This is a genomic window from Bradyrhizobium sp. USDA 4501, assembly GCF_054062115.1.
In genome coordinates, this window is the sequence record NZ_JBSSEX010000001.1 from 102,431 (window position 1) to 117,534 (window position 15,104).

At 64.8% G+C, this 15,104-nt stretch carries 15 protein-coding genes; 8 read left to right on the plus strand and 7 right to left on the minus strand.

Going from position 1 to position 15,104, the window contains the following annotated elements; genetic code table 11:
• Window positions 1-26: 26 nt before the first annotated feature.
• Together ACVWZM_RS00450 and ACVWZM_RS00455 are read right to left on the minus strand one after the other, a co-directional pair.
• Window positions 27-1,346, minus strand: coding sequence for an ABC transporter substrate-binding protein (locus ACVWZM_RS00450; RefSeq protein ID WP_057019733.1), 1,320 nt, complete (start codon window positions 1,344-1,346; stop codon window positions 27-29).
• Between the two features lie 76 nt (window positions 1,347-1,422).
• A complete protein-coding gene (locus ACVWZM_RS00455; protein ID WP_028334988.1) occupies window positions 1,423-2,490 on the minus strand; it encodes an ABC transporter ATP-binding protein in 1,068 nt (355 codons plus the stop codon).
• Between the two features lie 206 nt (window positions 2,491-2,696).
• Between ACVWZM_RS00455 and gntR the strand changes: the two genes are divergently transcribed.
• The 4 genes from gntR to ACVWZM_RS00475 all read left to right on the plus strand — a co-directional run bounded on the left by gntR (window position 2,697) and on the right by ACVWZM_RS00475 (window position 7,378).
• On the plus strand, window positions 2,697-3,725 hold the full coding sequence (gntR, locus tag ACVWZM_RS00460; protein WP_456851422.1) for an HTH-type transcriptional regulator GntR: 1,029 nt from the start codon (window positions 2,697-2,699) through the stop codon (window positions 3,723-3,725).
• Between the two features lie 209 nt (window positions 3,726-3,934).
• Complete coding sequence (locus ACVWZM_RS00465) at window positions 3,935-5,773, plus strand: IlvD/Edd family dehydratase (protein WP_456851424.1); 1,839 nt, start codon at window positions 3,935-3,937, stop codon at window positions 5,771-5,773.
• 111 nt (window positions 5,774-5,884) lie between these two features.
• On the plus strand, window positions 5,885-6,619 hold the full coding sequence (locus ACVWZM_RS00470) for an SDR family oxidoreductase (RefSeq protein ID WP_057019730.1): 735 nt from the start codon (window positions 5,885-5,887) through the stop codon (window positions 6,617-6,619).
• Between the two features lie 12 nt (window positions 6,620-6,631).
• Window positions 6,632-7,378, plus strand: a complete 747-nt coding sequence (locus ACVWZM_RS00475) for an SDR family oxidoreductase (RefSeq protein ID WP_253587127.1) — start codon at window positions 6,632-6,634, stop codon at window positions 7,376-7,378.
• On the opposite strand, the gene ACVWZM_RS00480 is transcribed toward ACVWZM_RS00475, so the two are convergent.
• Entirely contained in the window at window positions 7,375-8,247 is an 873-nt protein-coding gene (locus ACVWZM_RS00480) for a LysR substrate-binding domain-containing protein (protein ID WP_456851427.1), read from the minus strand. The two genes, ACVWZM_RS00475 and ACVWZM_RS00480, sit on opposite strands and share 4 nt — an antisense overlap.
• Before the next feature lie 92 nt (window positions 8,248-8,339).
• On the opposite strand from ACVWZM_RS00480, the gene ACVWZM_RS00485 reads away from it, so the two are divergent.
• The 4 genes from ACVWZM_RS00485 (at window position 8,340) to ACVWZM_RS00500 (ending at window position 11,948) form a co-directional block, all read left to right on the plus strand.
• Window positions 8,340-9,242, plus strand: coding sequence for a DMT family transporter (locus tag ACVWZM_RS00485; RefSeq protein ID WP_456851429.1), 903 nt, complete (start codon window positions 8,340-8,342; stop codon window positions 9,240-9,242).
• An 85-nt stretch (window positions 9,243-9,327) separates the two neighbouring features.
• Window positions 9,328-10,008: a site-2 protease family protein gene (locus ACVWZM_RS00490; RefSeq protein ID WP_038384092.1), complete on the plus strand. Its 681-nt coding sequence runs from the start codon at window positions 9,328-9,330 to the stop codon at window positions 10,006-10,008.
• Between the two features lie 102 nt (window positions 10,009-10,110).
• Window positions 10,111-10,518 (plus strand): hypothetical protein, encoded by a 408-nt coding sequence (locus ACVWZM_RS00495; RefSeq protein WP_057020029.1) that lies wholly within the window; start codon window positions 10,111-10,113, stop codon window positions 10,516-10,518.
• Window positions 10,519-10,754: 236 nt separating this feature from the next.
• A complete protein-coding gene (locus tag ACVWZM_RS00500; RefSeq protein ID WP_371852120.1) occupies window positions 10,755-11,948 on the plus strand; it encodes an ABC transporter substrate-binding protein in 1,194 nt (397 codons plus the stop codon).
• 139 nt (window positions 11,949-12,087) lie between these two features.
• On the opposite strand, the gene ACVWZM_RS00505 is transcribed toward ACVWZM_RS00500, so the two are convergent.
• From ACVWZM_RS00505 to ACVWZM_RS00520, 4 genes are read right to left on the minus strand one after another with little or no spacing between them, the layout of a single operon-like run.
• Entirely contained in the window at window positions 12,088-12,879 is a 792-nt protein-coding gene (locus tag ACVWZM_RS00505; RefSeq protein WP_456851431.1) for an energy transducer TonB, read from the minus strand.
• Window positions 12,880-12,890: 11 nt separating this feature from the next.
• On the minus strand, window positions 12,891-13,355 hold the full coding sequence (gene exbD / locus ACVWZM_RS00510) for a TonB system transport protein ExbD (protein ID WP_168855707.1): 465 nt from the start codon (window positions 13,353-13,355) through the stop codon (window positions 12,891-12,893).
• Window positions 13,356-13,358: 3 nt separating this feature from the next.
• The gene (exbB, locus tag ACVWZM_RS00515; RefSeq protein WP_310884785.1) at window positions 13,359-14,402 is read right to left on the minus strand and encodes a tonB-system energizer ExbB; all 1,044 of its coding nucleotides are present in this window, start codon (window positions 14,400-14,402) and stop codon (window positions 13,359-13,361) included.
• 3 nt (window positions 14,403-14,405) lie between these two features.
• A complete protein-coding gene (locus ACVWZM_RS00520; RefSeq protein WP_456851434.1) occupies window positions 14,406-15,095 on the minus strand; it encodes a Fe2+-dependent dioxygenase in 690 nt (229 codons plus the stop codon).
• Between the last annotated feature and the right edge of the window lie 9 nt (window positions 15,096-15,104).

The window sequence follows — 15,104 nt, forward strand, 5'->3', positions numbered from 1 at the left end:
GCTCTCCGCCGCCCGCGGCCATCACATCAGCGATAGATGCGCTTCAGCTGCCGTTCGGCTTCCGCCATCGCGGCCTTGCCGTCCTTGGCACCGGTGCAGTAGTTCGCGAACATGTCGACCACAATGAAGTCGGCGATCGCGGTCGCGGCCTTCTCGCCGGGCGTACCGATGCCGGAGGCCGGCAGCGCGCGCTTCGAGGCCTGGCCGAACACCGCGTTCTTCGGATCGGCGGTCCACACCGGAGCCGAGTCGTAGGCATTGAGCGTGTGGGTGAGATAACCCCGCGCGCCCGACAGCCACTTCTCGAAATTCTCCTTCTCCAGCATGAAGGCGATGAACGCCTTTGCCGCGTTCGGATATTTGCAGAAGTTGAAGGCGAGGATCGGAACCGCGAGTTGCAATTCGGTCGGCTTGCCGATCGAGCCGACCGGCCACAATGCGTGGTCGATGTCCTCGGCGAGCTCCTTCTTGCTCGGATCGTCCTTGGCCGCGACGTAGATCGAGATGCCGTTCGAGGTCAGGAACAGCTCGCCGGACAGGAAGGCCTTGTTGTTGGAGGAGTCGTTCCAGGACGCGACACCCGGAATGAAGGTCTCCGACAGCGCCTTGGCATATTCCAGCGCCTTCATCGTCTCCGGCGAGTTTATGATGACCTTGTCGTCCTTGTCGACAGTCCAGGCGTTGTGGCCCCAGAGGATGTTGTGCACCCAGGCATTGGCGTCGCCGGTGGCGTGGCCGAGCGCGAAGCCGGCCGGCGTGTTGTTCTTCTTCAGCGCCTTGCACAGTTCGAGATAGGCCGGGAAATCGGACGGCACCTGCTTGAAGCCGGCCTTCTCGACCGCCGACTTGCGATAGGTCAAATAGCCGCCGATGGTCGCGACGGGAATGCCGAGCCAGTCATTGCCCTGCTTGCAGGTTTTGGCCGCGGCTTCGGTCCAGCCGCCATACTTGTTGCCGAGATAATCGGCAACGTCGTTCATCTTGAGAACCTTGGTCGGGAACAGCTGCGGCAGCGTGTGCAGGCCCCAGGCGAGGTCGAGACCCGAGCCGGTGTTGGCGGCGACCGAGGCCTTCGGCTGCACGTCCTCGAAGGACTCGCTGAACACGTTCATCTCGGTGCCGGTTGCCGACTTGAAGGCCGCGACCATGGCGTTGAATGCATCGTCTTCCGCGGGCACGAAGCGCTTCCAGCGCATCACGGTGAGCTTGGCGCCGGGCTCCGCCTTCCAGGGCGCGCTCTGCGCCCAGGCCTTGGCGAAGTCAAACAGCGCCGGCCCGGTGAGCATGCCGGTTGCAGCCAGCGCCGTGCCGCCCTGAAGTAGCGAGCGGCGAGTAAAATCGTGCATCGTCCTTCTCCCTATGATTGTGTTTTTGTTGTTTTTGATCTGGCCTGTTGGTCGGCCATTAAGATCGATCGGTCCGTCAGCTGTTCAGTCGCTTCCCCGTCGAATCGTCGAACAGATGGACCAGCGACGGATCCGGCTTGAGCCGAACCTTGTCGCCCGGGTTGAACAGATGGCGCTCGCGGAACACGGCGACGACCTGCTCGCCGCCGAGCTTGGCGAACACCTGGGTCTCCGACCCGGTCGGCTCGACCACCACGATCTCGGCCTCGGCGCCGTCATCGGCGATGGTGAAATGCTCGGGCCGCACGCCGTAGACCGCGGGCTGGCCGTCGGAATTGGCCGGCGCCGATTTCAGCGGCAGCTTGACGCCGTTCGGTCCCTCGAAATAGGCGGCGCCGTTCACCTTCACATTGCCCTTGAGGAAATTCATCGCCGGCGAACCGATGAAACCGGCCACGAACTGGTTCGCCGGCGTGTCATAGAGTTCGAGCGGCGAGCCCATCTGCTCGACGATGCCGTCATGCATCACGACGATCTTGTCGGCCATCGTCATGGCCTCGATCTGGTCGTGGGTGACGTAGACGGTCGTGGTCTTCAGCCGCTGGTGCAGCTCCTTGATCTCGGTGCGCATTGCAACACGCAGCTTGGCGTCGAGGTTCGACAGCGGCTCGTCGAACAGGAACACCTGGGGATCGCGCACGATGGCGCGGCCCATCGCGACGCGCTGGCGCTGGCCGCCCGAAAGCTGGCGGGGATAGCGCTCGAGCAGCGGCGTAAGCGCAAGGATTTCCGCGGCGCGCTTGACGCCGGTCGAGATTTCCTCGGGCTTGGCGCCGCGCAGCTTGAGCGAGAAGCCCATATTGTCGGCGACCGTCATATGCGGATAGAGCGCGTAGTTCTGGAACACCATCGCAATGTCGCGCTCTTTGGGCTGGACATTGTTCACGACGCGGTCGCCGATCGAGATCGTGCCGGAGGTGATGTTCTCGAGCCCCGCCAGCATGCGCAGCAGGGTCGACTTGCCGCAGCCGGAGGGGCCGACCAGAACGACGAACTCGCCGTCCTCGATCGGGATCGACACGCCGTGCAGGACCTCAAAATTGCCGAACGATTTCCGCACGTCGCGAATCTGGACCGACGACATCCACTTCCCTCCCTCAAGTTCCCGACGACGTACGACGAGTGCCGCCACCGCTCTGTTTTGTTCCGGCCGCGCTGGGTGCGCGGCGCTGTTGGACTGACGTTATTGTCCGCAGTTTATCCGGTTTTGGCAATCGTTCGATTAGCAATCGCTTGGTAGCGCTGTCAATATCAGTTTGTCTGCGACGAACGTCGTGATATGAGCGGCAAATGGCCCGAAAGCGCATCACGCCAGGCAAGATCCGGCTCGCCGAAGTCGCGAAGCTCGCCGGTGTCAGTCCGATTACGGCCTCACGGTTCTTCAGGAATCCGGAAGCACTTTCGGCCGGCAAGCGCGCGCGGGTCGATAGTGCGGCAAAAGAACTCGGTTACGTGCCCAATCTCGCGGCACGCGCGCTTGCGTCGCAGCGCACCGAGGTGATCGGTGTCCTGATCCCGTCGCTGACCAACAACGTGTTCTCCGACGTGCTGCGCGGCATCTATGACGCGCTCGACGGCAGTCGCTACAGCATTCAGCTCGCCAACACCCGCTACAGCATCCTGCAGGAAGAGCGCCTGCTGCGTCTGTTTCTGGCACAAAAGCCCGCCGGGCTGATCATTACCGGCATCAACCAGACCGCCGATTCCCGCCGCATCATGGAGACGGTCGATTGTCCGATCGTCCAGATCATGGAGGTCGGTCCCTCCCCGATCGACATGATGATCGGATTCTCGCATTTTGACGCCGCAAAAGCGGCCATTGCCCACCTGCTCGCGCAGGGCTACCGGCGGATCGGATTCCTCGGCGCGCGGATGGATCCGCGGGTGCAGCGCCGGCTCGACGGCTATCGCTCCGCGATGACCGACGCTGGGCTGTTCGATCCACAGCTTATTGTGACAACGGCGATCCCGACCTCGGTCACGCTCGGCGGCACGCTGTTTGCCGACCTGCTCGCCAAGGCGCCCGACATCGACGCCGTGTTCTGCGTCAATGACGACCTTGCGCTCGGCGCGCTGTTCGAATGCAAGCGGCGGCACATGGCAGTGCCGGAGCAGATGGCGATCGTCGGCTTCAATGACCTCGAATTCATGGCGTCGAGCGAGCCGACCTTGAGCAGCGTGCGTACCAACCGCTACGAAATGGGCAGAAACGCTGCCGTGATGGTGATCGAGACGCTGGAAGGGCGCCGGCCGACCGAACCCGTCGTCGATCTCGGCTTCAGTATCATGGAACGGCAAAGCTCGGCGCGACGCAATTGACGTCGCCCGGCAGCTGCCTGTCATAAGGGACGCAAAAATGATAAAATGATAGCGCAACCAAGACCCTTCAACTAAGGTCCAATCCATCACACGAAACACCTGTGCGTGATCGGTCGGGTTTGTAATGCACGACGATTTGCGCAAGGTAGAAACGACCTTGAACCAGAGCCCTTGAATGGGCCCACCAGTTTGCATTGCGGGAGAAACCAATGACAAAACCCCCCACCAACGGGCACGACGCCGCACGCGCGACCAGCGAGGGCAAGGGCCGCAGGCTCCGCTCCCAGGAATGGTTCGACAACCCGCACAATCCGGGCATGACCGCGCTCTATCTCGAGCGCTATCTCAACTACGGCCTGACGCGCGAGGAATTGCAGTCGGGTAAGCCGATCATCGGCATCGCGCAGACCGGCAACGACCTCTCGCCCTGCAATCGGCATCACCTCGAGCTCGCACACCGCGTCCGCGAGGGCATCCGCGCCGCCGGCGGCATCGCGATGGAGTTTCCGACCCATCCGATCCAGGAGACCGGCAAGCGCCCGACTGCGGCGCTCGACCGCAACCTCGCCTATCTCGGCCTGGTCGAGGTGCTGTTCGGCTATCCGCTCGACGGCGTGGTGCTGACCACCGGCTGCGACAAGACCACGCCGGCCTGCATGATGGCGGCGGCGACCGTCAACCTGCCGGCGATCGTGCTGTCGGGCGGCCCGATGCTGAACGGCTGGCACGAGGGCCAGCGCACCGGCTCCGGCACCGTGGTGTGGAAGGCGCGCGAACGGCTCGCCGCCGGCGAGATCGACTATGAGCAATTCATCGAGATCGTGGCCTCCTCGGCCCCCTCGGTCGGCCACTGCAACACGATGGGCACCGCCTCCACCATGAACTCGCTCGCGGAAGCGCTCGGCTTCTCGCTGCCGGGCTGCGCGGCGATCCCGGCGCCGTATCGCGAGCGCGGCCAGATCGCCTACGAGACCGGCAAGCGCATCGTCGACATGGTCTGGGAGGATTTGAAGCCGTCGGACTTCCTGACGCGCGAGGCGTTCGAGAACTGCATCGTGGTCAACTCCGCGATCGGCGGCTCGACCAATGCGCCGATCCACATCAATGCGCTGGCGCGCCATGTCGGCGTCGAGCTGTCGATCGACGACTGGCAGAAATACGGCCATGACGTCCCGCTGCTGGTGAACATGCAGCCGGCCGGCTTCTATCTCGGCGAGGAATATCACCGCGCCGGCGGCGTGCCCTCGGTGGTACGCGAGCTGATCAAGCACAAGCGCATCCACGAAGGCGCCCTCACCGTCAACGGCCGCACCATGGGCGAGAACTGCAAGGAAGCACCTGCGCCCGACGGCGACGTGATCTGGGGCTACGACAAGCCGCTGGTGAAGGACGCCGGCTTCATCGTGCTGCGCGGCAATCTCTTTGATTCCGCGATCATGAAGACCAGCGTGATCTCGAAGGAATTCCGCGACCGCTATCTGTCCAACCCGAAGGACCTCAATGCCTTCGAGGGCCGCGCCATCGTGTTCGAGGGGCCGGAGGATTATCACAACCGTATCGAGGATCCCGCGCTCGACATCGATGAGCACTGCGTCCTGTTCGTCCGCGGCACCGGCCCGATCGGCTATCCCGGCGGCGCCGAGGTGGTGAACATGCAGCCGCCCGCCGCGCTGATCAAACGCGGCATCCTGTCCCTGCCCTGCATCGGCGACGGAAGGCAGTCCGGCACCTCGGGCTCGCCCTCGATCCTCAACGCCTCGCCCGAGGCCGCCGCCGATGGCGGGCTCGCAATCCTGAGGACCGGCGACAAGGTGCGCATCGACCTCAACAAGGGCAGCGCCAACATCATGATCTCGGAGGATGAGCTGCGCACCCGCCGCGCCGAGCTGAAGGCCAAGGGCGGCTTCCCGCATCCGGCCAACCAGACGCCGTGGCAGGAGCTCTACCGCAAGACCGTCGGCCAGCACGCGACCGGCGCCTGTCTCGAGCTCGCGACGCGCTACCACGACATCGCCGGCAAGGTCGGCGTGGCGCGCGACAATCACTAGGACGCAAACCGTCATTGCCGGGCGCGGCCCGGCAATCCATCGTTCTTCGAAAGATGGATGCGCGGGTCAAGCCCGCGCATGACTGCCAATCGCCAAAGAAGGAAGAAACGCATGTCAGACCGCCTGAAGGGCAAACGCGCATTCGTAACCGCAGCGGCCGTCGGCATCGGCCGCGCCTGCGCGCTGGCCTTTGCCCGCGAGGGCGCGACCGTGTTCGCGACCGATATCGACGAAGGCAAGCTTGCGCTGCTCAGGCAGGAAGGCGCCGCCGAGGTTGCGAAGCTCGACGTGCGCGACACCGCAGCGGTCGAGGCAATCGCAAAGCGCGCCGGCAAGACCGACATCCTGCTCAATGCCGCAGGCTTCGTGCATCACGGCACGGTGCTGGAGTGTTCGGACGACGACTGGGACTTCTCCTTCGACCTCAACGTCAAGTCGATGCACCGCACCACGCGCGCTTTCCTGCCGGGCATGCTGGCGCAGGGCGGCGGTGCCATCGTCAACATCGCCTCCGCCGCCGGCGCGGTGAAGGCGGCGCCGAACCGCTACGTGTATAGCGCCACCAAGGCCGCGGTCGCGGCACTGACGCGCTCGGTCGCGGCCGACTTCATCACCAAGGGCATCCGCTGCAACTGCATCTGCCCCGGCACCATCGAGACGCCTTCGATGCTTGAGCGTGCGGCGGCTGCCGGCCCGCAGGGACGCGAGATGTTCGTTGCGCGCCAGCCGATGGGCCGGCTCGGCACCGCCGAGGAAATCGCCGCGCTCGCCGTCTATCTCGCCAGCGACGAAAGCTCGTTCACCACAGGCGTCGCCCATGTCATCGACGGCGGCTGGACGCTTTAATCGGGAGGCAGCATGAACAAGATCGATCTCAACGGCCGCTGTGCCGTCGTCACCGGCGGCGCGCAGGGATTTGGCCGCGCCATCACCGAGCGCTTTGTCGCGTCGGGCGCCAAGGTCGCGATCTGGGATTTCGACCAGCCGCTGGCCGAGAAGACCACGCGGGCGATCGGCGAGAACGTGATCGCGATCAAGACCGACGTCACCAATCCCGACGCGGTCGACGCCGCGCGCGATCAAACTCTGCGGGCGTTCGGCAAGATCGACATTCTCGTCAACAACGCCGGTATCACCGGAGCCAACAAGCCGGTATGGGAAACCGATCTCGACGACTGGCGCAGGGTGATGCGCATCAATCTCGAGGGTCCCTTCATCTGCTGCAGGGCGATCGTGCCGACTATGATCGGCCAGAAATATGGTCGCATCGTCAACATCGCCTCGATCGCCGGCAAGGAAGGCAATCCAAACGCCGCGCATTATTCGTCGTCGAAGGCGGGCCTGATCGCGCTCACCAAATCGCTCGGCAAGGAGCTCGCGCAGCACGACATCCTGGTCAATGCGGTGACGCCGGCCGCGGCGAAGACCGCGATCTTCGACCAGATGACCCAGCAGCACATCGATTTCATGCTGTCGAAGATCCCGAAGGCCCGCTTCGTGCAGGTCGAGGAACTCGCCTCAATGGTGGCATGGCTGGCGTCGGAAGACTGCGCCTTCTCCACCGGCGCGGTGTTCGACATCTCCGGCGGCCGCGCGACCTATTAACTCGCCGCCCGCCTCGCCGGCTGCCGCAGCGCCGCGACGAGATGATCGGCCAGGAGTGACGCCGCGTGCGGCAGGTTTTGCGCGCGATGCAGCCATATCTCGGCCCGCGGCAGCAGGGGCATGCCGTCGCGCGCGGTCAGCCGACGCAGCGTCGGCGGAAACGTCCCCGACTTGACCACGGTCACGGCGAGCCCCTGCGCCGCGATCGCCTCGACCGCGGACAGGCTGTGGCTGACAAAGGCGAGCCGCCACGGCCGGTTCGCCTCGTCCAGCGCCTGCATCGCCCAGTTCCGGAACAGGCAGCCCTGCGGATAGAGCGCGACCGGCAGCGGATCGAGCTCCTCGACGCGATGCGCAGCGCTCGCGGCCCACACCGCCTGCTCGGTGCGCAGCAACTCGCCCTCGCCGCGTCCCTCGGGGTGCATCGCGATCACGAGGTCATAGGCTTCGCCGAGCCGATCGGTCATCGTCGACGTCAACCCGGTCTCCATCTCGAGATGGATCAGCGGATAGCTGGCGATGAAGTCCTTGAGCAGCGGCGGGACGATCATCGTCCCATAGTCGTCCATCACGCCAAGGCGAACCCGTCCATCCGTGCCATGCTCGCGCACCCGGCCGACCGCCTCCGCGTTGAGGCTCAGAATGCGGCGGGCATAACCGAGCAATCCCTCGCCGGCTGCACTCAGGTCGACACTGGACGTGCTGCGGTGAAACAGTTCGGCCTGCAGCCGCTCTTCCAGCCGCTTCACCTGCATGCTGACGGCGGATTGGGTCCGGTTCAACGCCGAGGCCGCGCGGGTGAAGGAGCGATGCTCCGCCACCGCGACAAAGGCCTGCAGAAGATCCGGGTCCATGATGGGCGCGCTCATAACGATCTGTGATTTAGTTGATCAAATCTATTCCATTCCCTGATTATGTCCCCGTCCCTAGATTGCGCAAGCAAAACCGAGGGGCGAACGGAATGGGCGAGATCTGGGGGGTATTGGCGGCGGTGGCCTCGAGCGCGCTCGGCGGCACTTCGATCGGGGCGACGCGGTTTCTGGTCGGCGCCATCGACCCGCTGGCGATCGGCGCGTTCCGCTTCGGCATCGGCGTCCTGCTGCTGCTGCCGCTGGCACAGCTGCAACGCCGGAACTGGCCGACGCGGCACGATTGGCTCGGCGTTGCCGGCCTCGGCCTGCTGTTCTTTGCGGCGTTTCCGGTCCTGTTCAATGCCTCATTGATCTTCACCACCGCCGCGCGCGGCGCACTCGCGCTGTCGACACTGCCGCTGCTGACCATGCTGGTCGGCGCGGTGCTGGGCGCCGAAGCGCTCACCGCGCGCAAGACCGCAGGCGTCCTGATCACCATCCTCGGCGTCTCGATGGCGCTGCTCTCCGGCCTCGCCACGGCGCCGCCTGGTGCCTGGCGCGGCGACCTCTTGATGATCGCAGCCGCGCTGTGCATGGCGCTCTACAGCATCTGGTCAAAACCCTATATCCGCCGCGCCGGCCCGATCCCCTTCACCACGCTCGCGATGGCCGCCGGGGCGGTGGTGCTCATTGTCGCCTCGCTGCTGCGCGGCAGTTTTGCGCCGGTTGCCGATTTCGGCGCGCCGCAATGGTCCGGCGCGATCTATCTCGGCGCCTTCGGCGCTGCGCTTACCTTCTATCTCTGGGCCTTCGCGCTGGAGCGGACGACGCCGACCCGGGTGGCGATCTCGGTCACCGTCAATCCGATCGCGGCATCGCTGGTCGGCGCAGCCCTGCTCGGCGAGCCGCTGAGCTGGAATCTGGTGGCCGGCATCGTCACCGTGTTCGCCGGCATCTGGATCGCGACCACCCAGCCGCCTCTGGCGCACGCGGTCGCCCCCGACATGCGCTGACCTGCGGCAACGCTCGCCAGCAAGGCCTTCCGCGAATCCGTGCTAGCCTGAGGTCCGGTCCCAGCGAACCCGAGGCGGCATGCCATTGAACATCTCCCTCTATGACATCTCCGTCTGGGTATTGCCGGTCGTCATTGCGATCACGTTTCACGAAGCCGCGCACGGCTTCGTCGCTCATCGGCTCGGCGACGACACCGCCTGGCAGCTCGGCCGCGTCAGCTTCAACCCGCTGAAGCACATCGATCCGTTCGGCACGCTGATCCTGCCTGCAGTGCTGCTGTTCGCGCATTCGCCGTTCCTGTTTGGCTACGCCAAGCCGGTGCCGGTGAACTTCCGCAAGCTCAATCATCCCAAGCTCGACATGGTGTGGGTGGCGCTGGCCGGCCCGGCCACCAACATCATCCTGGCGATCGCCGCGGCGCTGGCATTCCACGCGCTGCCATTGGTGCCGGCCGATGCCGCAAAATGGACCGCGGACAATCTGAAAAACGCCTTCCTGATCAATATCGTGCTCGCGATCTTCAACATGATGCCGATCCCGCCGCTGGACGGCGGCCGGGTCGCGGTCGGGCTGTTGCCAAGGCCGCTGGCGATCCCGCTCGCCCGGCTGGAGCCCTACGGCATGCTGATCCTGATCGGGCTGTTGATCCTGCTGCCGGTGATTGGCCAGCAAGTCGGCCTAAATCTTGATGTTATTTCAACGATACTGCGAACTCTGACCGGCTATGTAATCAACGCCCTTCTCCTCATTACCGGAAACACATAGCCTTGATCTGCGCACGACCCGACCGAAAACCGGTAGCCATTTTTCCGGGTCGCGCGTTGAGGACAGGAACGCTTCGAGGCCATGGTGATCAAAGCTGCCGATATGCTGATTGCACGACGCGCCGACACCCGAGCGCGGGCCGACTTTGCGACCTGGAAGATGATGGCCAAGCTGAACGGCGCCTCCGCCTTGCCGCCTGAGGCGCAGAATTTCCTGGCCATTTACAACAAGCTGCTGGGACAGATGAGCGAAGCCGACGCCGGCGAGGCGACCATCCAGGAGATGTACCGCACCTACTATGTCGAGATGGGCGGCGCCGGCAAAGCGCCGGAGGTTCCGGCGCGCGCGCGCGAGCCGGTCGCCGACAATGGCAACGTCACGACGTTCCGCCGCCTGCCCCCCAAGAAGACGAGCACCTCCGACCCGAACGCCAAGCGTTCGATGCCGGTGGCACTGATCTTCGCCTGCCTCGTCGTGGTCTACGTCGCGATCCGGTACTACTGGAAATAGCGCCGTCCGCGCTTCACCCTATCCGCGTCCGATGATCGAACTCCGCGCACCGCGGCATCCCGTCGCGCGTCACCGGCTGCGCAATCGCCGCGGCGCGGAATATAGCGCACGATCAAACGCGCCGGCGCTCTAGGCGATGCACCCGATGCCGGGCATAATCCGGAACTCAAAAGCAAAATCATACTGGAGGGAAGATGAAGCGTTCCATTGCAGCCTCGGTCACGACGGCCTTGGTCATGGCCACGAGTCTTGCGTTCTGCGGCGGTGCGTCGGCGCAGACGATGGACAAGGTCGCCAAGGTCGGCGCGCTCGGCGATCAGTCCGGCCTCTATCAGGATATCGGCGGTCCCGGCTCGACGGTGGCGGCGCAGATGGCGATCGAGGATTCCGGGCTGCTGGCGAAGGGCTGGAAGATCGATCTGATCTCGGCCGATCACCAGAACAAGCCCGATGTCGCTGTCAATATCGGCAAGCAGTGGATCGACGTCGAGAAGGTCGACGTGTTCGTCGATCTCGCGGCCTCCAATGTCGGGCTCGCGATTGCCAACCTTTCGAAGGAGAAGAACGTCGTCAACCTGAACTCGGGCTCCGCCTCGTCCGATCTCACGGGCGCGCAGTGTTCGCCGAACACGGTGCACTGGGTCTATGACACCTACATGCTCGCCAACGGCACCGGCAAGGCGCTGGTCAAATCCGGCGGCGACACCTGGTTCTTCCTCACCGCGGACTATGCGTTCGGCCAGGCGCTCGAGCGCGACACCTCGGCGGTGGTCACCGCGAATGGCGGCAAGGTGCTCGGCAGCGTCAAGCATCCGCTCAACAACGCGGACTTCTCGTCCTTCCTGCTGCAAGCACAAAGCTCGAAGGCCAAGATCGTCGGGCTCGCTAACGCCGGCGGCGACACCACCAACGCGATCAAGCAGGCCGCGGAATTCGGCATCGTCTCGGGCGGCCAGCGGCTTGCCGGCATGCTGCTGTTCATCACCGACATCAACGCGCTCGGCCTCAACGTCGCGCAAGGGCTGAACTTCACCGAGACGTTCTACTGGGACATGAACGACCAGACCCGCGCCTTCTCCAAGCGCTTCATGGAGCGCTTCAAGAAGAACCCGCCGACCATGGTGCAGGCCGGCGTCTATTCCTCGCTGATCCACTATTTCAAGGCGCTGGAAGCGCTCGGCGGCAATCCGCATGACGGTCGCGCCGTGGTCGCCAAGATGAAGGAGATGCCGACCGACGATCCCCTGTTCGGCAAGGGCTCGATCCGCGTCGACGGCCGCAAGATCCACCCCGCCTATCTGTTCGAGGTGAAGAAGCCGTCGGACTCGAAATATCCGTGGGACTATTACAAGCTGGTCGCCACCATCCCCGCGGACGAGGCCTTCCTCCCGCTCGAGAAGAGCGTCTGCCCGCTGGTGAAGAAGAGCTGAGGCAACGTCGTTCCGGGCCGCGTGAAACGGCGAATCAGGAATCGACCAGCGGCTCATTCAATGGAGAAATGGATTCCGGGTCGCGACTTGTCGCGCCCCGGAATGACACCGGCGTCTGATCGCAGGCAGCCGCGGCTCGCTACTTCTTCGGCTTGTTGTAATTGACATCGAGGCTGAAGGAGAACTGATCGTCGGTCAGGTCGGCCGGCGGCGCCGGGACCGGATCGGACCGGTGGACCATCGAGATCGCCGCGTCGTCAAAGGCGGCATCTCCGGACGATTCCAGCACGGCAACCGACAGCACCTTGCCCAGACGATTCAGCACCAGGGCGACCTTCACCTTGGCCTCCTTGGCCTTGCCCTTCTCCGGGAATTTCTTGTGCAGGTCGAGATAGGCGCTGATCTTCTTGCCCCACTTGGCGGTCAGCAGCAGCTTGTCCTTGCCGATGCCTGGGTTGGGTGCCTTGGTGGTGTCCGACTGACGCGCGTCCTCCAATTTGGTCGGCGCGGCCGCCTCCGAGGCCTGCTGCGCTTCCTGCGCGTTGGCCTCGACCTTGGCGACCTTGGCCTCCTCCTCCTTCTGCTTCTTGGCAGTGTCTTCCGTCACGATGCGATCGGGGTCGTCGGACTCCACCGGCTTTTCCTGAGGCAGGTCGGTGTCCTTCACCTCGGCCTTCTGTTGCGCCATTTCCTGCACGGCCTGCTGCTCGTCAGCCGGCGCGCCCGGCGGTGCCGCATCGTCGGGCACATCCGCCGAGGCGAGCTCGACGGCGTATTCCGCGCCGGCAGCGCCGAGCCCCTCGCCATCGTCGCCGCGCAAATTGGTCAGCGCCAGCGCGGCGCCGCCCAGATGCAGCCCGACCGCCGTCACGGCAGCGATCACCCAGAGCCGCTTCGAGGTCCGCAGGTCGAGATCGGGGTTGGTGGACATCGCGTTCGCCGTCAGGGTTTGGCAGGATCGGCCTGCGCCGCCGCGGGCGCTCCCGGAACGCCCTCGAGCGCGACCAGCTTCACGTGCGTGTAGCCGCCGGCGCGCAACAGCTCCATCACGCCCATCAGCTCGCCATAGGGTACCATCCGATCGGCCCGCAGGAACACGTATTTGTCCCGGCTCATGTCGGGCACGGCATCCAGCGAATTGACCAGGTCGACGCGCTTCACCGCGTTCTCCCCGATCGCCAGCGTCAGATCGGGCTTGATGCTGAGATAGGTCGGCTTGTCCGGCTTCTTCTGCGGCGTCGCGCTGGAGGTCGGCAGATCGATCGGAAGATCGACGGTCGAAAGCGGTGCCGCCACCATGAAGATGATCAGCAGCACCAGCATGACGTCGATGAACGGCGTGACGTTGATCTCGTGGGATTCCGCGAAATCGTCGTCGCCATCGTTCTCGGAGATCGAGACTGCCATCGCCTACTCCGCCGCCGCGGCGCGCGCATGCGCGTTGCGCGGAACGTCGCCATGGGTGCGGTCGAGATCGCGCGACAACAGCCGTCCTGCGGCACCCGAGGCGCGGTTGACGAGCTCGAGATAGACCTTCGTGACGCGCGAGAAATGGTTGTAGATGATGACCGCGGGGATCGCCGCGACGAGGCCGATCGCGGTCGCGAGCAGCGCTTCCGCGATGCCCGGCGCCACCACGGCAAGGTTGGTCGTCTGCGACTTCGAAATGCCGATGAAGCTGTTCATGATGCCCCAGACGGTGCCGAACAGGCCGACGAAGGGCGACGTCGCGCCGATGGTCGCGAGCAGGCCCATGCCGATGCGGATCTTGCGGGCTTCGGCGCGCACGATCTCGGCGAAGCTCGACGCCGCGCGCTCCTTGATGCCGCTGTCGCTCGAGATGCCCGCCGACAGGCGCCCCTCCCGCATCGCAGCTGCGATGAATGACGACAGCACGCTGCCCTTGGCACCGAGCGCGAACTGCGCTTCGGCCAGCGAGCGGGATTCAGCGATCTTGGCCAGCGCGCCACGCAGCCTGCGCTGCGCTACCGTCAGCTCGACCATCTTGGCGATGAACACCGTCCACGTGACGAGCGACGCGAATGCCAGACCGAGCATCACCGCCTTCACAATGATGTCGGCGTTTAAGAACATGTTCCACGGCGACAATTCGTGCAGGCCGGTCGAGGTCGACTTCAGCGACTTGCTGTCGCCGCTCGCGGGCGCAGCCAGGGACGCCTCGTTCGCCGTCGGTGCCGGAGCCGCCGCGGCAGGGGCCGGCGCGGCCTGAGCCTGCGGCGCCGCTTGTGCCGGCTGGGCGGCCACCGGCGCGGCCTGGGCAGCCGCCGCAGGCTGGGCCGCCGCCGGCTGGGCGGGTGCGGCCTGAGGCCGGGTCACGGGTGCGGGCTGCGCTACAGGCGCCGTTTGCTGCTGCGCCGAAGACGGCGCGGCCAGCATCAGCATCGCCAGCGAGGCGATCATGGCGGATGCAGCGGGGAACTTGAATGTCATCATCAGTTACACTTCAGCCCAGTGACGGATCAGGTTGTGATAAATCCCGGTCAATTTGACCGTTTCGGGGTCATCGCGCCCCAGCCGCTCCACCAGAGCCTGGATCGCGGTATCGAGATCAAAGATCAGGCTGCGCCCGTGTGCATCCCGTATCATGCTCTGCAGCCAGAAAAAAGACGCTACCCGGGTCCCCCGCGTGACCGGCGTGACCAGATGCAAGCTGGAAGCAGGATAAACTACGAGATCGCCCGCCGGCAGCTTGATTTCATGGGATCCGTAGAGGTCTTCGATGACGAGCTCGCCGCCGTCGTAGTCCTCCGGCTCCGATAAAAACAGCGTGACCGAGAGGTCGGTGCGGATCCTCATGCCCGTCAGCCTGTCGCCGCGCACCGCATTGTCGACGTGCAGGCCGAAATGGTGCCCGTCGCTGGCGGCATAGCGGTTGAACAAGGGGGGAAAGATTCTAAGCGGGATCGCCGCCGAGATGAAGCGCGGGCTCGCCGACAGCGCCGACAGGATGCGGTTGCCGAGCTGCCGCGCGACCTCGCCGTCGGGCGGCAGCTGCTCGTTGCGCTTGACCATCGCGGACGCGGCGCCGGCGGTCGAGCGGCCGTCCTCCCATTCGGCTTGCGCCATGATGCGGCGGAAGTCCGCCACATCAGCCTTGCTCAATACGTTGGGAACACAGACCAGCATCTCGTGCCG